Genomic DNA, 15437 nt, shown 5'->3' on the forward strand with positions numbered 1-15437 from the left:
GACGTCGGCCTTGGTGTCGACGGTCGTGGGCGGGGTGCCCGCGCCGGCGAGGCCGTGCGAGAGCGCCATCGAGTAGCACGTCGAGTGCGCGGCCGCGATGAGCTCCTCGGGGCTGGTCTTGCCGTTGGCGGCCTCGGCACGCGCCGGCCACGACACCGGGTAGGAGCCGATGCCGGACGAGTCGAGCGACACGGTGCCGGAGCCGTCGAGCAGCGCGCCCTCCCAGTGAGCGTTGGCGGTACGGGTGGTGGCCATGGATCCTCCTGCGGAAGCCGGACTGACGGACGGCTGATCAGTCTGCCGCACTCGCGGGGGCGCCGCGCACCGCGTGTGACGCGATCGCGAGTGACTCTCCAGGGTTGCGTGTTGGGGGGTGGGGGAGTGGTCGAGCAGCGCGCGCTCTGCTCATGGAGCGTTGGCGGTTCGGGTGGTGGCCGTGGATGGTCGTGCGGAAGCCGGGCTGGTGGATGGTTGATCGGTCTGTCGGACTCGCGGGGGCGCCGCGCACCGCGTGTGACGCGATCGCGAGTGACTCTCAGGCGGGCTCGAACAGCCGGGCCAGGTACTCGCGCAGTACGTCCTCCGCCTCCTGTGGCGTGTGCAGGTTCTGCAGCAGGTGCGAGGAGAGCCCGTCGGCGAAGGCGAGCAGGCCGTCCGCGGTGCGCAGCGGGTCGATCCGGGCCGCGACCCGTCCCGCCGCCTGTGCCGTCCGCAGCAGGTCGGCCAGCCGGTCCCGCAGCTCCCGGGTGCCCTCGAGCATGTATCGGGCGAGCTCCGGATTCTCGACCGCCCGCCCGAGCCACGCGACCAGTGCCAGCACGTAGATCCGCCTGCGCGGATCCAGCGGCATGCGCTCGACCAGCACGATCCGGATCACCTCGTACGGGTCGCGCGGCTCGGGCAGTGCGCCGACCCGCGCGGTGATCCGGCCGCGGAACTCCTCGCCGACCCACTGCAGCGCGAACAGCAGCATCTCGTCCTTCGTGGCGAAGTAGTGCTGCACCATGCCGACCGACACGCCGGCCTCCGCGGCCACCTGCCGCACCGTCGCGGCCGCGAGGCCGTCCCGTTCCGCGACCGTCCACAGCGCCTCGGCGATCCGGCCGCGCCGCTCCCGGTGGTCGACCTGCTTCGGCACTCCTGCCTCCGAACCAATACGGCGTATTGCTTCCGCGTCCTACGGCGGTTACCGTACAGCGTATTGAAACGAGGGAGGGACGCCATGCGAACCGCGCGCAACGGCGATGTCGAGCTCGCCTACGAACTCGTACACGACGCGCCCGGACATCCGATGTTGCTGGTGGGCGGGAACTTCACGCAGATGATCCACTGGCCGGACGAGTTCCTGGCAGCGCTCGCCGCGCGGGGCTTCCAGGCGGCGCGGTTCGACAACCGCGACTCCGGCCGGTCGACGCACTGCGCGGATCGCCCGCACTACACGCTGCGGGACATGGCCGGCGACGCGGTGGCCGTCATGGACGCGCTCGGCTGGCCGTCGGCGCACGTGCTTGGCCCCTCACTCGGCGGGATGATCGGCCAGGTCATGGCCGTGCACCACCCCGACCGGGTACGCAGCCTCACGTCCATCTCCGCCGCGCCCGGCTGGGGCCTGCGGTTCAGCAGGCCGCGCCTGCGGACGCTGGTCGGGATCCTCGCCCTGGCGGCCAGGCGCCCGGCCGACCGGGCGGCGGCCGTCGAGCAGACCGTGCGGATGTTCCGGCTGCTGACCACGCCCCGTTACCCGGTCGACGAGGCGTGGCTGCGCGACGTCACGGGGCGCGCCTACGACATCGCTCACGACCGGGCCGCCGGCATGCGCCAGCAGGCCGCCTGCAAGGCGAGCGGCGACCGGCGGGCGGAGCTCGCCCGGGTGGTCGCGCCGACGCTCGTGGTCCACGGAGACCGGGATCCCGCGCAGTCGTTGCGGGCCGGCCGCGCGACGGCCGCCGCGATTCCCGGCGCCCGGCTGCGGATCCTGCCCGATGTGGGGCACTACATCCCGCCGCAACTGTGGCCGGAGATTCTCGACGAGCTGTGCGACCTCCTTCGCGCGGTCGACCATACGTTCGATACGATGGCGGAGTGAGGTCAGACGGGGGAGTCGTCGAGCAGTGCCGGATGGTCGGGGTCGTCCACGCGTACGCCCGTGTCCGCGATGTGCAGCGGCCGCACCCGCGCGTCGTAGCGCGCGAACGCGGGCAGCGCCCACTCCTCGGCGAACCGCCGGGCCAGCGCGGGCGCGGACAGCCACAGGTGGACCGTGTGCTCGAACGGGAACCCGCGGCCGAGCAGCAGCTCGCCGTCGAGCACGAGCACGCCGCCGTCCGCGAGCTCGACGTAGTCCGCGCGCGTCGCCCGGTCCGCCGCCGCGTCCCACAGCGACGGAAGCACTCGGCCGGACCCGCCCGGTGCCAGCGGCGCGAGCACCTCGCGGGTCAGCCCACCCGCGTCGAGCCAGTCGTCGTAGCGGGCGTCGGGGTCCTCGCGGCCGCGTTCGAACCGCAGCGAGGCCGGCCGCAGGAAGTCGCGCGCCGACACCCGCAGGGCCGGCCGGCCGCGCAGCCGCAGCGCCTCGGCGAGCCGGTCGGCGAACGCCTCCGGGCGGCTCGGCGGCGCGCCGTCGACGGCCACGCGGGCCCACCCGCCGGCGGGCCGCGCGGCGATCGTGTCGGCCAGCTCCTCGACCAGCAGATCGAGTGTCAGGGGCCGGAATCTCATGCTTCCGATCATCCACCGCGGCCGGAATTGTCGGTGCGCCGCGGTAGGAATCGAGCATGCCCGCAACACCCGCCAACACACCTCTCGGGGTGCCCGCTGATGATCATGTTCTCGTCGTAGGGTGATGCCTCGTGGCGGCTGATTCCTTCGTTCATCTACATGTGCACACCGAGTACTCGATGCTCGACGGCGCCGCCAAGGTCGCGCCCTTGATCAAGGAGGCCGAGCGCCTCGGCATGCCCGCGGTCGGCATGACCGACCACGGCAACATGTACGGGGCCGACGAGTTCTACCAGACCGCCAGGAAGGTCGGGATCAAGCCGATCATCGGCATCGAGGCCTACATCGCGCCGGGCAGCCGATACCACAAGAAGCCGATCTTCTGGGGCGAGGCGCGTCAGCGCAGCACGGACGAGCTCGGCGAGGGCGGCGACGTCTCGGGCGGCGGCGCGTACACGCACATGACGATGCTCGCGGGCAACGCGACGGGGCTGCGCAACCTGTTCACGCTCTCCTCGCGGGCGAGCATGGAAGGCTATTACAGGAAACCGCGCTGCCTGTTGCCTGGTCAGGAGATCATGACCCGGGGAGGCATGAAGCGGATCGAAGACGTCCGAGTCGGCGATGAGGTGCTCACTCATCGTGGCCGCTTTCGCAGGGTCATCGAGGTGATGTGCAACCACCACGACGGCGACATCTACGGCGTCAAGCTCAACAATCGCTACAACCGGGTCACCTGGATGACCGGGGAACACCCGGTTCTCGTCCGGCATCGAGACGGCAGCAGGTCGTGGGTCGAGGCACGGCACGTCGTGGCGGGACGACCGGGAACCGGCACGCTGGAGCGGGTCGACAACTGGAACAGCTGGGTATGTCTGCCGCGAGTCCGCTCGGATGCGGACCCGGTGACGTCGATCCGAACGGCCGAGTACGTCGACTGGACCCCGGTCGACGGTGAACCCGACCGGTTCCTCCGGACGGCCACTCGTCGCGGCATGGGCCCAACCAAGCACTATGCGACGCTGCAGCACGAGATCGAGTTGGACCACGACTTCGGCTTCTTCCTCGGGCTGTATGTCGCGGAGGGCGGTATCGACCGCGGCCACACCGTCTCGTGGTACCTGCACGAAGACGAGCGTGATCTCGCTGACTTCTGCGTAAAGCTGATCGAGCGGTGCACTGGCCGGAAGGCCGTTGTCCGTGGTAGGTCCGATCGTGCCGACTATCGCGGCATCTCGGTTTCGGTCAGTTCCACAATTCTGGCGCAATTGCTTAGTTCCCTCTGCGGCAAGGGGGCCGGGCACAAGCATCTGCCCGAGTTCGTCTTCGACGCTCCGGAAGCGTTCATGCAGGGTGCGTTCGAGGGAGTGCTGGCCGGGGACGCGTCACAGACCAGGCCAGACGTCATCAGCCTCGAGCAGACGTCGGTTCAGCTCCACTGGCAGATGCGCACTCTCGCCGCCCGTCTGAAAGCCGACTTCGCCAGCACCTACTGCCAACCGGACGACGACAAGAATCACGCGCCCACGTACCGTGCCAACTTCTCTCCCGTCACCGCGCCCACGTATCGGCGGACATTGTCCGACGACGAGTTCGTCTATAAGCCCGTCCTGGAGGTGATGCGCAAGCCCTACACCGGCACGACCTACAACATCGAGGTCGAGGACGACCACTCGTACGTCACCGACTTCGCGGTGCACAACTGTGACCGCGAGCTGATCGCCGAGCACGCCGAGGGCATCATCGCCACCACGGGCTGCCCGTCCGGCGAGGTGCAGACCCGGCTGCGGCTGGGCCAGACCGCGGAGGCGCTGCAGGCCGCGTCGGACTACCGGGACATCTTCGGCAAGGAGAACTTCTTCGTCGAGCTGATGGACCACGGGCTGCCGATCGAGCGCTCGGTCCGCGACGGCCTGCTGGACATCGCCAGCAAGCTCGAGCTCAGGCCGCTCGCCACCAACGACTCGCACTACGTCACCAAGGACCAGGCGGACGCGCACGCGGCGCTGCTGTGCGTGCAGTCCGGCAAGACGCTGTCCGATCCCAACCGCTTCAAGTTCGACGGCGACGGCTACTACCTCAAGTCGGCCGACGAGATGCGTGCGTTCTGGGACAAGGAGGTCCCCGGCGCCGCGGACTCGACGCTGCTGATCGCCGAGCGGGTCGAGTCGTACGAGGCGGTCTGGGAGCACGTCGACCGGATGCCGGTGTTCGACGTGCCGGCCGGCGAGACCCAGGCCAGCTGGCTGCACAAGGAGGTCATGCGCGGCCTGAACTGGCGCTTCCCGGACGGCATCCCGGACGGGTACACCGAGCGGGCCGAGTTCGAGCTCGGCGTGATCACGCAGAAGGGCTTCCCGGCCTACTTCCTCGTGGTCGCCGACCTCGTGAGCTACGCCCGCCGGGTCGGCATCCGGGTCGGCCCGGGCCGTGGCTCGGCCGCCGGCTCGCTGGTCGCGTACGCGCTGGGCATCACGAACCTCGACCCGATCCCGCACGGCCTGCTGTTCGAGCGGTTCCTCAACCCCGAGCGCACGGCCATGCCCGACATCGACATCGACTTCGACGACCGCCGCCGCGGCGAGATGATCACCTACGCCACCGACAAGTACGGCTCGGACAAGGTCGCCCAGGTCATCACGTTCGGCACCATCAAGACCAAGGCCGCGCTCAAGGACGCCGCCCGCGTCCTGCACGGCCAGCCCGGCTTCGCGATCGCCGACCGGATCTCCAAGGCGCTGCCGCCGCCGATCATGGCGAAGGACATCCCGCTGTCCGGCATCGTCGACTCGAAGCACGACCGCTACGCCGAGGCGGCCGAGGTCCGCACGCTGATCGAGACCGACACCGAGGTCTCGAAGATCTTCGACACCGCGCGCGGCCTCGAGGGCCTGATCCGCAACGCCGGCGTGCACGCCTGCGCGGTCATCCTGTCGAAGACCCCGCTGATGGAGTCGATCCCGCTGTGGCAGCGCGACGACGGCTCGATCATCACCGGCTGGGACTACCCGTCGTGCGAGGCCATCGGCCTGCTGAAGATGGACTTCCTCGGCCTGCGCAACCTCACGGTCATCGGCGACGCGATCGACAACATCAAGGCCAACCGCGGCGAGGACATCGACCTCGACACGCTCGGGCTGGACGACGCGAACACCTACAGGCTGCTGTCCCGCGGCGACACGCTGGGCGTGTTCCAGCTGGACGGCGGCCCGATGCGCGACCTGCTGCGGCGCATGCAGCCCACCGGGTTCGAGGACATCGTCGCGGTCGGCGCGCTGTACCGGCCGGGGCCGATGGGCATGAACGCCCACAACGACTACGCCGACCGCAAGAACAACCGGCAGAAGATCAAGCCGATCCACCCGGAGCTCGAGGAGCCGCTGAAGGACATCCTCGCGGAGACGTACGGCCTGATCGTCTACCAAGAGCAGATCATGTTCATCGCCCAGAAGGTCGCCGGCTACTCCATGGGACAGGCCGACGTGCTCCGCAAGGCGATGGGCAAGAAGAAGGCCGAGGTCCTCGCCGAGGAGTTCACCCGGTTCGAGGCCGGCATGAAGGCCAGCGACCTGCGGCCGGGCGGCTTCTCGGACGCGGCGATCAAGGCGCTGTGGGACACGATCCTCCCGTTCGCCGGGTACGCGTTCAACAAGTCGCACGCGGCCGCGTACGGGCTGGTGTCGTACTGGACGGCGTACCTCAAGGCCAACTACCCGGCCGAGTACATGGCCGCGTTGCTCACGTCGGTGGCGGACAACAAGGACAAGTCCGCGGTGTACCTGTCCGAGTGCCGCCGGGCCGGGATCAAGGTGCTGCCGCCGGACGTCAACGAGTCGGGCCTGCGCTTCGCGGCGGTCGGCACCGACATCCGCTTCGGCCTCGGCGCGGTGCGCAACGTCGGCGCCAACGTGGTCGACTCGATCATCCACACCCGCGAGGCCAAGGGTTCGTACACCTCGTTCACCGACTTCCTCGACAAGTCGGAGCTGGTGTGCTGCAACAAGCGCGTGGTCGAGTCGCTGATCAAGTCCGGCGCGTACGACTCGCTCGGGCACACCCGGCTGTCGCTGGTGCAGGTGCACGAGGAGGCGGTCGAGGCGGTCGTGGGCCTCAAGCGCCAGGAGGCGATGGGCCAGTTCGACCTGTTCGGCGGCGACGACACCTCGCCGGCGTCGAGCGACTCCTCCCCGCTGGCGCACCTGCGGTTCAGCGCCGAGGAGTGGCCGCGCAAGCAGCTGCTGGGCTACGAGCGGGAGATGCTGGGCCTGTACGTGTCGGCGCACCCGCTGGACGGCGCCGAGCGGCTGCTGCGCAAGCACGCCCCGAAGCCCATCGCCGAGATCCTGGCCGACGCGCCGAAGGAGGGCGAGATCGTGCTGTCCGGCATGATCTCGGCGCTGGAGCGGCGGGTGAACAAGCAGGGCGAGCCGTGGGCGATCTGCACGATCGAGGACCTGGACGCGTCGATCGAGGTGCTGTTCTTCGCCAAGTCCTACTCGGTGCTGTCGCAGGACCTGATCGAGGACGCCGCAGTGGCCGTCAAGGGCCGCGTCAACTGGCGCGAGGACAAGATGTCCGTGTTCGGCTCGGGCCTCATCCCGCTGGACATCACGGACGCCGACCTGTCCGCACCGGGCGAGGCGGCGCCGTTCGTGCTGCTGTGCAACCCGGTCAAGCTGAACGACGAGGTCGTGGGGGAGCTGAAGAACACGCTGGCCGCGCATCGCGGTGACACGCCGGTGCACCTGAAGTTCGCCCACAAGGAGAACGGCGTCACGCTGGCCTTGGACGACTATCCGATCAAGGTGTCGCCGGCGTTCCTCGGGGAGATCAAGGCCATTCCGGGGGTGGCGGTCGACGCCTGACTCCTCGCCCTACCCGGATGCGGCTGGGTGTGCCCGGCTCTTGGGTTTGATCTTTGGGTCGGCGGGTGACGGTTGTGTCGTGGTCGGGCCGCTTGCGCTGCCGGTGGCGCCGGGTTCTTGCTTTCCTCGTGTTCGTGCTGGGTTTGCCTTCGTCGGTTCGTCCGGGAGCGGCCCGGGCATCACGATGATCGCCCTGGCTCCGTTCCGCCGGCTCCATCCACGCGGTTCCTTTCCGCTCGCTCTCCCGTTCTGTCAGCCGCCTGCGTTAGGTTGTGCCTCGTTGCATCCCCCTGCTGAATGGATGTCATATGTGGACCAGGAAGATCGCCGGGTTTGCCGCGATCGCTCTGCTTGGATCGACCCTCTTCGGGCCCAGTGCCGTCGCCGACCAGGGGCATGGCTTGCCGCTCGGGCCGGCTGACCTTCCGGAGAGCCGGGACGTTCAGGTCCTGCAGCCAGGCGTCACCCTGACCACCATCATTCGCGGGGAGGCGGATCCGGCGCTCGGCTGGACCGTCGAGATCGCCGTTCCCCGCGGGGCCGACGACCCCGACCCCGACGCACCGCCCACCGCCATCGCCGACCAGGCGCACGCGCAGACGCTCGCCGATGCCTTGAGCGACAGCGGGTTCAGCCCGCGCGTCGAGGAGGTCACCACCCCGCGCGTCGCCGACTACGCCGGCGGGACCCTCGGCTACCGGGTCCGCATCGCCTTCGAGCACGACAAGGCCACCGCCGACGCCGTGCTGGCGCAGGTGAAGGCCGCGGGCTACACCGCCTCCACCGTCTACACCGGGTGGGACGGGGCCGGCACCGACCGCGGGCCGTGGCGGGTGCAGGTGCTCACGATCGATCCCAAGAGGTTCCACGGGAAGCTTGTCGGGGACTTCGGGCCCGACATCGAGCGGCGGGAGACCACCAGCTCGCTCGCCCAGGCGCAGGGCGCGACCGCGGCCGTCAACGCCGGGTTCTTCGTGCTCGACCCCGCTTCCGGCGCGCCCGGCGACCCGGCCGGACTCGGTGTCTACAACGGACAGCTGCTCAGCGAGGCCACCAACGGGCGGCCCGTGTTCGCGTTCACGGACAACGGGCGGCACGCCGACGTCGACCGGTACCGGTGGGTCGGCACCGTGCGCAGCGGGCACGAGAAGCTGACCCTCGACGGCATCGATCGCGTGCCGGGGATGATCCGCAACTGCGGCGGCACCGCCGACGACCTGCCGACCAACAACCCGCTGCACGACACGACCTGCACCGACGCCGACGAGGTCGTCGCCTTCACCCCGCAGTACGGCGCGTCCACGCCCACCGGGCCCGGCGTGGAAGCCGTGCTCGACCGGCACGGAACGGTGACCGGCGTCCGCGAACCCCGGGGTGGCGCGCTGGCGGCCGGCGAGCGGTCCGTCCAGGCGACCGGCAAGCAGGCCGACGCCCTGCGGGCGATGGCGGCGCCCGGCACGAGGCTCACGATCGACAGCCACCTCGTCGACGAGCGCGGGCACACCGCACGGACTCCGGAGATGGTCGTCAACGGCGGGCCCGAGCTCGTCCGCAACGGTCGTCCACATGCGACTCCGCAGGCCGACGGGATGGTCCGGCCCGGCGACCCGAGCTTCTACTACGGCTGGGCCGCCAAGCGGAACCCGCGAACGCTGGCCGGCGTGGACGGCCACGGGCGCATCCTGCTCGCCACGATCGACGGCCGCGCCGTGGACAGCCTCGGGCTGTCGATCCCGGAGAGCGCCGCCGTGGCCGACGCGCTGGGCATGGTGAACGCGATCAACCTCGACGGCGGCGGCTCCACGACGATGGTCGTCGACGGGCAGGTCATCAACCACCCGTCCGACGCCACCGGCGAGCGGCCCGTGGGCGACGCCATTCTGGTGCTCCCGTGACCTAGCCTGCGAGGCGTGGACGTCGACGAGCTGATCGCCCTCGACCGGGCGCACGTGTGGCACCCGTACGGGCCCATGCCGGGTACGGCCGACCCGCTCGTGGTCACGCAGGCAGCGGGCGTCCGGCTGACGCTCGCCGACGGGCGGGAGCTCGTGGACGGCATGTCGTCCTGGTGGGCGGCCATCCACGGCTACCGCCACCCCGTGCTGGACGAGGCGCTGCGCGGCCAGGCCGCGCGAATGAGCCACGTCATGTTCGGCGGGCTCACCCACGAGCCCGCGGTGGCGCTCGCCGCGACGCTGGTGGAGATCACGCCGGGGCCGCTGCGGCACGTGTTCCTGTGCGACTCCGGCTCCGTGTCAGTCGAGGTGGCAGTCAAGATGTGCCTGCAGTACTGGCGCTGCGCCGGCCGACCGGAGAAGCGCCGACTGCTCACCTGGCGCGGCGGCTACCACGGCGACACCTTCCACCCGATGAGCGTCTGCGACCCCGACGGCGGCATGCACAGCCTGTGGCGGGGCGTCCTGCCCGACCAGGTCTTCGCCGACGCCCCGCCGGCACAGACCGGCCACGTCGAGCGCGACACCGACGACGAAATCGACGGCGAATACGTCCAGCACCTCGCCGACCTGATCGAACAGCACGCCGGCGAGCTGGCCGCGGTCATCGTCGAGCCGGTGGTGCAGGGCGCCGGCGGCATGCGCTTCCACGACCCCCGGTACCTGCGCGTGCTGCGCGAGCTCACGCTGGCGCACGACGTCCTGCTGATCTTCGACGAGATCGCCACCGGGTTCGGCCGCACCGGCGAGCTGTTCGCCGCCGGCCACGCCGGTGTGAGCCCGGACGTCATGTGCGTGGGCAAGGCGCTGACCGGCGGCTACCTGACGGCCGCCGCCGCGTTGTGCACCGCCGAGGTGGCCGACGGCATCTCCCGCGGCGCCGTCCCGGTCCTCGCCCACGGCCCGACGTTCATGGGCAACCCGCTCTCGTCGGCCGTGGCGAACGCGTCGATCGAGCTGCTGCGCGGCCAGGACTGGCGTGGCACGGTCAAGCGCATCGAGAGCGAGCTGACCGGGGGGCTGGCCGCGGCGAAGGCGATCCCGGGCGTGGTCGGCACCCGGGTCCTCGGCGCGATCGGCGTGGTCCAGCTCGACCACGAGGTGGACATCGCGGCGGCCACGAAGGCGGCGGTCGACGGGGGAGTGTGGCTGCGGCCGTTCCGCGACCTGATCTACACGATGCCCCCGTACATCACCGAAACCGCGGACGTCGAACGGATCACCGGCGCGATCCTCGCCGCCGCCCGTGCCGGCTAGGCCGGACTATCTACATCGGACCGGTGCGGCGCCGCGCCGGCGGCGGTAGGAGTTCAGCGTCGCCGCCAGTTCCATGTTCGTGGGTTCCACCAGGACCGTGCCGTGTGGGGCGACGAGTACCGGGATGTTGGCGCGCCCGCCCGCGATGAGCTCGGCCGTCGCCCGGGCCTCCTCGTCGGCGTTCGTGTCGATCGAGGTGAACGGGACGTTGTGCCGCACCAGCCACGCCTTCGCGCGGCGGCAGTCGACGCACCAGGCCGCTCCGAAGAACGTCACGCACTCCGGCTGCTCCCTGGTCAGAGCCGCAACCGCTGCGCGACCGTCCCCGTGCGCCTTGACGATCACGTGCTCGAATCTACCCAGCGCGGGGCGGGTGCGGTTGCGGCAATCGGGTGGGACTAGCCTGACGCTCCGTGAGTGTCATGGTGCTCACGGGCACCGGAACCGGAGTCGGCAAGACGGTGGTGACCGCGGCCGTCGCCGCACTCGCGCGCGACCGCAACCGCAGCGTCGCCGTGCTCAAGCCCGCGCAGACCGGGGTCGGCCCCGACGAGCCGGGTGATCTCGAGGAGATCGGACGCCTCGCCGGACCCGAGGTCACGACCTGGGAGCTCGGGCGCTTCCCCGACCCGCTCGCCCCGAACACCGCCGCGCGCCGGGCCGGTCGGCCGCCGGTGACGCCGTCCCAGGCCGCCGCGGCCGCCGTCGAGCTCTCCCGCGGGCACGACCAGGTCCTGATCGAGGGCGCGGGCGGGCTGCTCGTGCGCTTCGACGACGACGGCGGCACGCTCGCCGACGTCGCCTGGTCGATCGGCGCCCCCGTGCTGATCGTGGCCGACGCCCGCCTCGGCACGCTCAACGCGACCGCGCTCACCGCCGAGGAACTGCGCCGCCGCGGGATCGCGTGCGCGGGCATCGTCGTCGGCGCCTGGCCGGCCGAACCCGACCTCACCGCCCGCTGCAACCTCGACGACCTGCCGCTCGTGGCGGACGCGCCGCTCGTCGGCGCCGTGCCGGAGAACGCGGCCACGCTGACGCGCCAGGAGTTCCTCGAGGTGGCCCGCCGCTCGCTGGCGCCGGAGTTCGGCGGCGAGTTCGACGCGAACGGCTTCGCGGCCGAGTTCGCCGCCTGACCCGAGGACGGTCGAGGCGCGCTCGCCGCGTGACGCACGTCGCGCTCGACTCGCGAGTTCGTGCGGCAGACTGGCCCGGCAACGGCCCGAAGATCCATCGAGGAGGCAATCCGTGACCGCTGCTGCCGACGAGAGGACCAAGGCCGACGTGCTCGACGTGGCGCGTCAGCAGGTGGCCGAGCGCGGCATCGGCCTGGACGAGGCGCAGGTCCTCGAGGTGCTCCGGCTGCCCGACGACCGGATCCCCGAGCTGCTCGCGCTCGCCCACGAGGTGCGGATGCGCTGGTGCGGCCCGGAGGTCGAGGTCGAGGGCATCGTCAGCGTCAAGACCGGCGGCTGTCCCGAGGACTGCCACTTCTGCTCCCAGTCGGGCCAGTTCACCTCGCCGGTGCGCTCGGCCTGGCTGGACATCCCCGGCCTGGTCACCGCGGCGCGCGAGACGGCCGCGACCGGAGCCAGCGAGTTCTGCATCGTGGCCGCCGTGCGCGGCCCGGACAAGCGGCTGATGTCCCAGGTTCGCGAGGGCATCAAGGCGATCCGGGCCGACGGCAACGACATCCAGATCGCCTGCTCGCTCGGCATGCTGACCCAGGCGCAGGTCGACGAGCTCGTCGAGATGGGCGTGCACCGCTACAACCACAACCTGGAGACCGCCCGCTCGCACTTCCCGGACGTCGTCACCACGCACTCGTGGGAGGAGCGCTGGGACACGCTGCGGATGGTCCACGCGGCCGGCATGGAGGTCTGCTGCGGCGGCATCATCGGCATGGGGGAGACCGTCGAGCAGCGCGCGGAGTTCGCCGTCCAGCTGGCCGAGCTGGACCCGCACGAGGTGCCGATGAACTTCCTCATCCCGCAGCCCGGCACGCCGTACGAGGACTACGACGTTGTCGACGGCAGGGACGCGCTGCGCACGGTCGCCGCGTTCCGGCTGGCGCTGCCCCGCACGATCCTGCGCTTCGCCGGCGGGCGCGAGCTGACGCTCGGCGACCTCGGTGCGGAGCAGGGCATGCTGGGCGGCATCAACGCGATCATCGTCGGCAACTACCTGACCAACCTCGGCCGGCCCGCCCAGCAGGACCTCGACATGCTGACCGAGCTGAACATGCCGATCAAGGCGCTGGGCGAGACTCTCTAGATGTTCTGCGTCCACTGCGGCAAGCAGGCAGGGGAGGGCGACCACGCGCGCTGCGAAGGCGCACGTGGCGCGATCGAGCCGCCCCGCTACTGCCCCGAGTGCGCCCGCCGGATGGTGGTCCAGGTGACTCCGTCCGGGTGGTCCGCGCGGTGTAGCCGCCACGGCGACCACACGTCGTACGACGCTGTGACACCGACCGACTAGTCTTCGTCCCGTACGGCTCGTACGGGACGGAGGCAGGCGTGGCGGAACAACCGGTAGGGGCGCAGGACGCCGCCCCACCCCGGGAGGGGCACGCCGCCGGAAACGGGCAGACCGCACCGGGCGCCGTGCCGCCCACCGTCTACCCGCCGTACGTGCCCACGCAGTGGCGGCCCGAGCGGTCGAAGGTCGTCATCAAGGCCGACCTGCTGCCCGCGCTGAGCGTGGTGGCGAGCGTGTCCCTGCTCGGGCTCGCGGTCGGCTGGCTCTGGTCGCGCCTCGCGCCTCCGCAGCGCATGGTGATCAGCCAGGACGGCACGCCCGTCCCGCTCACCGCGGAGAGCTTCCACCGTTTCGACGTCCTCGGGTTGTTCGTCCTGCTGGGCCTGTCCGCGGGCCTCGTCACCGGGCTCGCCGTGTGGTTACTGCGCGAGCGCCGCGGCCCGGTCGTCATGGTCGCCGCGACGCTCGGCTCGGCCGTGGGCGCCTGGCTCGCCATGCGGGTCGGCACGGCCTGGGCGGAGGGCCGCTTCCCGATCGGCGACCACGTCAAGACCCTGGACGTGGTGCTCAAGGCGCCGCGGCTGGAGTCCGCCTGGGGCCTGCTGGCGTGGCCGATGGTCACCGCGCTGGTGTACGGCGTGATGGCGGCCTGGAACGCCATGGACGACCTGGGCCGGCGGCTCAGCTAGTTCTTGTTGACGTGCCGGCGCATCTCGGTCGGCGGCTGGGGTACTGCGCGCAGCGTCGCGAGGATCCCGGCCTCCCGGTTGAGCATCCGGCCCACCAGCCGCAGGCGGTGCAGCGGGCGCGTCTCCTCCAGTAGCCGCTGCCGGTCCTCCAGCGGCAGGAGGCAGTCCCCGGCCAGCTGGTGCGCGAGCTCGGCCACCTCGGTGTCCTCGTCGGGCTCGGTCCAGTCACCCTGCTGCCAGGCGGCCCGGCAGTACCGCCGGTACGCCGCGCGGGCCGCGTTCGCGAGCGAGCCGATCGTCTCCTCCGCGTCGCGCTGGCCGGGGATCACGGCCGGGGCGTCGGGCACCCACTCGATGGCGCCGAGCAGGTACGGGGCGCTCGACGAGTCGACCGCGAGCAGCCGGAACCGCCGCTCGCCGATCGAGACGATGTCGAACCTGCCGTCCGGCAGCGACTCGGCCTGGCGCAGCAGCGCCGCGCATCCGATCGGCTGCAGCTGGGCGCACGAGGTCACCTCGACGTCCGAGCTGGGCGCGAGCGCGATCACCCCGAACCGCTTGTCCGGCAGCGTGCCCTTCATCAGGTCGACGGTCATCTGCCGGTAACGCGGCTCGAAGACGTGCAGCGGCAGGGGTGTGCCCGGCAGCAGAACTGTCTGCAGCGGGAAGAGCGGCAACGTTTCGGGCACGGCCCTAACCTACGACGCCGTGCCCGACCTCGCTTGGTTCGGCGGCCGGAGCACTGCGAACGGATCGGTGACCGCCATGCTGCGCTCCGTGAACCGGAACAGGGCCGCGGGCCGCCCGCCGGCCCGTCCGGGTGGTGCCGTCTCGCCGGTCGGCTCGAGCAGGCCGCGCCGCGAGAGCACCCGTTGGAGGTTCGTCGCGGACACCCGGTAACCCAGCGCGGCGGAGTACAGCTCGCGCAGCGCCGACACGGTGAACGCCGGCGGGGCGAGCGCGAAACCCATGTTCGTGTACGACAGCTTGGCCCGCAGCCGGTCGCGCGCTCGCACGACGATCGACTCGTGGTCGAACGCGGTGTCCGGTAGCGCGTCGAGCGGATGCCACCGGGTGTCGGCTGGGACGTCGGGGTCGACGTCGGAGGGCACCAGCCCGAGGAACGCCGTCGCCACCACCCGCTCGCCCGGCACCCGGTGCGGCGCGCTGAACACCGCGAGCTGCTCGACGTGCGAAAGCTGCCGTACGTCGACCTTCTCCGCGAGCTGGCGCTTGATCGACGTCTCCACGTCCTCGGCCGCGCCGAGCCGCCCGCCGGGCAGCGACCAGCGGTGCGCGTGCGGCTCCAGCGCGCGCTCCCAGAGCAGGACCTGGAGTGAGCCTGCTCGCACTTGGAGCACCGCGGCCAGAACTTCGTGGGCTGCGGGCGGGGGCGCGGTGGTAGCATCGGCCATGTTTTCGATCCTAAGGCGAAAACCTCTGGATGGGAAATCGGCCGACGGGAGAGATCGGCAGGG

General features: G+C 71.0%; 14 protein-coding genes. 8 read left to right on the top strand and 6 right to left on the bottom strand.

Translation table 11 applies throughout. The annotated features are described in order from the left end of the window. Both VH969_RS23860 and VH969_RS23865 read right to left on the bottom strand, forming a co-directional pair. On the bottom strand, positions 1-255 hold a 255-nt coding region (locus tag VH969_RS23860; RefSeq protein WP_331977927.1), incomplete at its 3' end, for an OsmC family peroxiredoxin. Between the two features lie 280 nt (positions 256-535). Continuing rightward, positions 536-1138: a TetR/AcrR family transcriptional regulator gene (locus VH969_RS23865; protein ID WP_331977929.1), complete on the bottom strand. Its 603-nt coding sequence runs from the start codon at positions 1136-1138 to the stop codon at positions 536-538. Positions 1139-1222: 84 nt separating this feature from the next. Between VH969_RS23865 and VH969_RS23870 the strand changes: the two genes are divergently transcribed. Continuing rightward, entirely contained in the window at positions 1223-2086 is an 864-nt protein-coding gene (locus VH969_RS23870) for an alpha/beta fold hydrolase (protein WP_331977931.1), read from the top strand. A gap of 2 nt (positions 2087-2088) precedes the next feature. On the opposite strand, the gene VH969_RS23875 is transcribed toward VH969_RS23870, so the two are convergent. After that, on the bottom strand, positions 2089-2718 hold the full coding sequence (locus VH969_RS23875; RefSeq protein WP_331977933.1) for a nucleoside/nucleotide kinase family protein: 630 nt from the start codon (positions 2716-2718) through the stop codon (positions 2089-2091). A 131-nt stretch (positions 2719-2849) separates the two neighbouring features. Between VH969_RS23875 and dnaE the strand changes: the two genes are divergently transcribed. The 3 genes from dnaE to bioA all read left to right on the top strand — a co-directional run bounded on the left by dnaE (position 2850) and on the right by bioA (position 10795). After that, positions 2850-7583, top strand: a complete 4734-nt coding sequence (gene dnaE / locus VH969_RS23880; RefSeq protein WP_331977935.1) for a DNA polymerase III subunit alpha — start codon at positions 2850-2852, stop codon at positions 7581-7583. Positions 7584-7891: 308 nt separating this feature from the next. Continuing rightward, on the top strand, positions 7892-9478 hold the full coding sequence (locus tag VH969_RS23885) for a phosphodiester glycosidase family protein (RefSeq protein ID WP_331977937.1): 1587 nt from the start codon (positions 7892-7894) through the stop codon (positions 9476-9478). Positions 9479-9553: 75 nt separating this feature from the next. Beyond that, positions 9554-10795 (top strand): adenosylmethionine--8-amino-7-oxononanoate transaminase, encoded by a 1242-nt coding sequence (gene bioA, locus VH969_RS23890; RefSeq protein ID WP_414638608.1) that lies wholly within the window; start codon positions 9554-9556, stop codon positions 10793-10795. Between the two features lie 6 nt (positions 10796-10801). On the opposite strand, the gene VH969_RS23895 is transcribed toward bioA, so the two are convergent. Beyond that, on the bottom strand, positions 10802-11071 hold the full coding sequence (locus VH969_RS23895) for a glutaredoxin family protein (protein ID WP_331977941.1): 270 nt from the start codon (positions 11069-11071) through the stop codon (positions 10802-10804). 146 nt (positions 11072-11217) lie between these two features. On the opposite strand from VH969_RS23895, the gene bioD reads away from it, so the two are divergent. The 4 genes from bioD to VH969_RS23915 all read left to right on the top strand — a co-directional run bounded on the left by bioD (position 11218) and on the right by VH969_RS23915 (position 13959). Next, entirely contained in the window at positions 11218-11928 is a 711-nt protein-coding gene (gene bioD, locus VH969_RS23900) for a dethiobiotin synthase (protein ID WP_414638609.1), read from the top strand. A 112-nt stretch (positions 11929-12040) separates the two neighbouring features. Next, the gene (bioB, locus tag VH969_RS23905; protein ID WP_331977945.1) at positions 12041-13066 is read left to right on the top strand and encodes a biotin synthase BioB; all 1026 of its coding nucleotides are present in this window, start codon (positions 12041-12043) and stop codon (positions 13064-13066) included. Next, the gene (gene bsaP / locus VH969_RS34670; RefSeq protein ID WP_331977947.1) at positions 13067-13270 is read left to right on the top strand and encodes a biotin synthase auxiliary protein BsaP; all 204 of its coding nucleotides are present in this window, start codon (positions 13067-13069) and stop codon (positions 13268-13270) included. A gap of 38 nt (positions 13271-13308) precedes the next feature. Next, positions 13309-13959: a DUF2567 domain-containing protein gene (locus tag VH969_RS23915; protein ID WP_331977949.1), complete on the top strand. Its 651-nt coding sequence runs from the start codon at positions 13309-13311 to the stop codon at positions 13957-13959. Here VH969_RS23915 and VH969_RS23920 read toward each other — a convergent pair. Together VH969_RS23920 and VH969_RS23925 are read right to left on the bottom strand one after the other, a co-directional pair. After that, complete coding sequence (locus VH969_RS23920) at positions 13956-14648, bottom strand: LON peptidase substrate-binding domain-containing protein (protein ID WP_331977951.1); 693 nt, start codon at positions 14646-14648, stop codon at positions 13956-13958. The two genes, VH969_RS23915 and VH969_RS23920, sit on opposite strands and share 4 nt — an antisense overlap. A 9-nt stretch (positions 14649-14657) precedes the next feature. Further along, on the bottom strand, positions 14658-15374 hold the full coding sequence (locus VH969_RS23925; RefSeq protein ID WP_331977953.1) for an NUDIX hydrolase: 717 nt from the start codon (positions 15372-15374) through the stop codon (positions 14658-14660). Positions 15375-15437 lie beyond the last annotated feature (63 nt).

This window comes from Actinophytocola sp. (assembly GCF_036555685.1).
Lineage (GTDB): Bacteria > Actinomycetota > Actinomycetes > Mycobacteriales > Pseudonocardiaceae > Actinophytocola.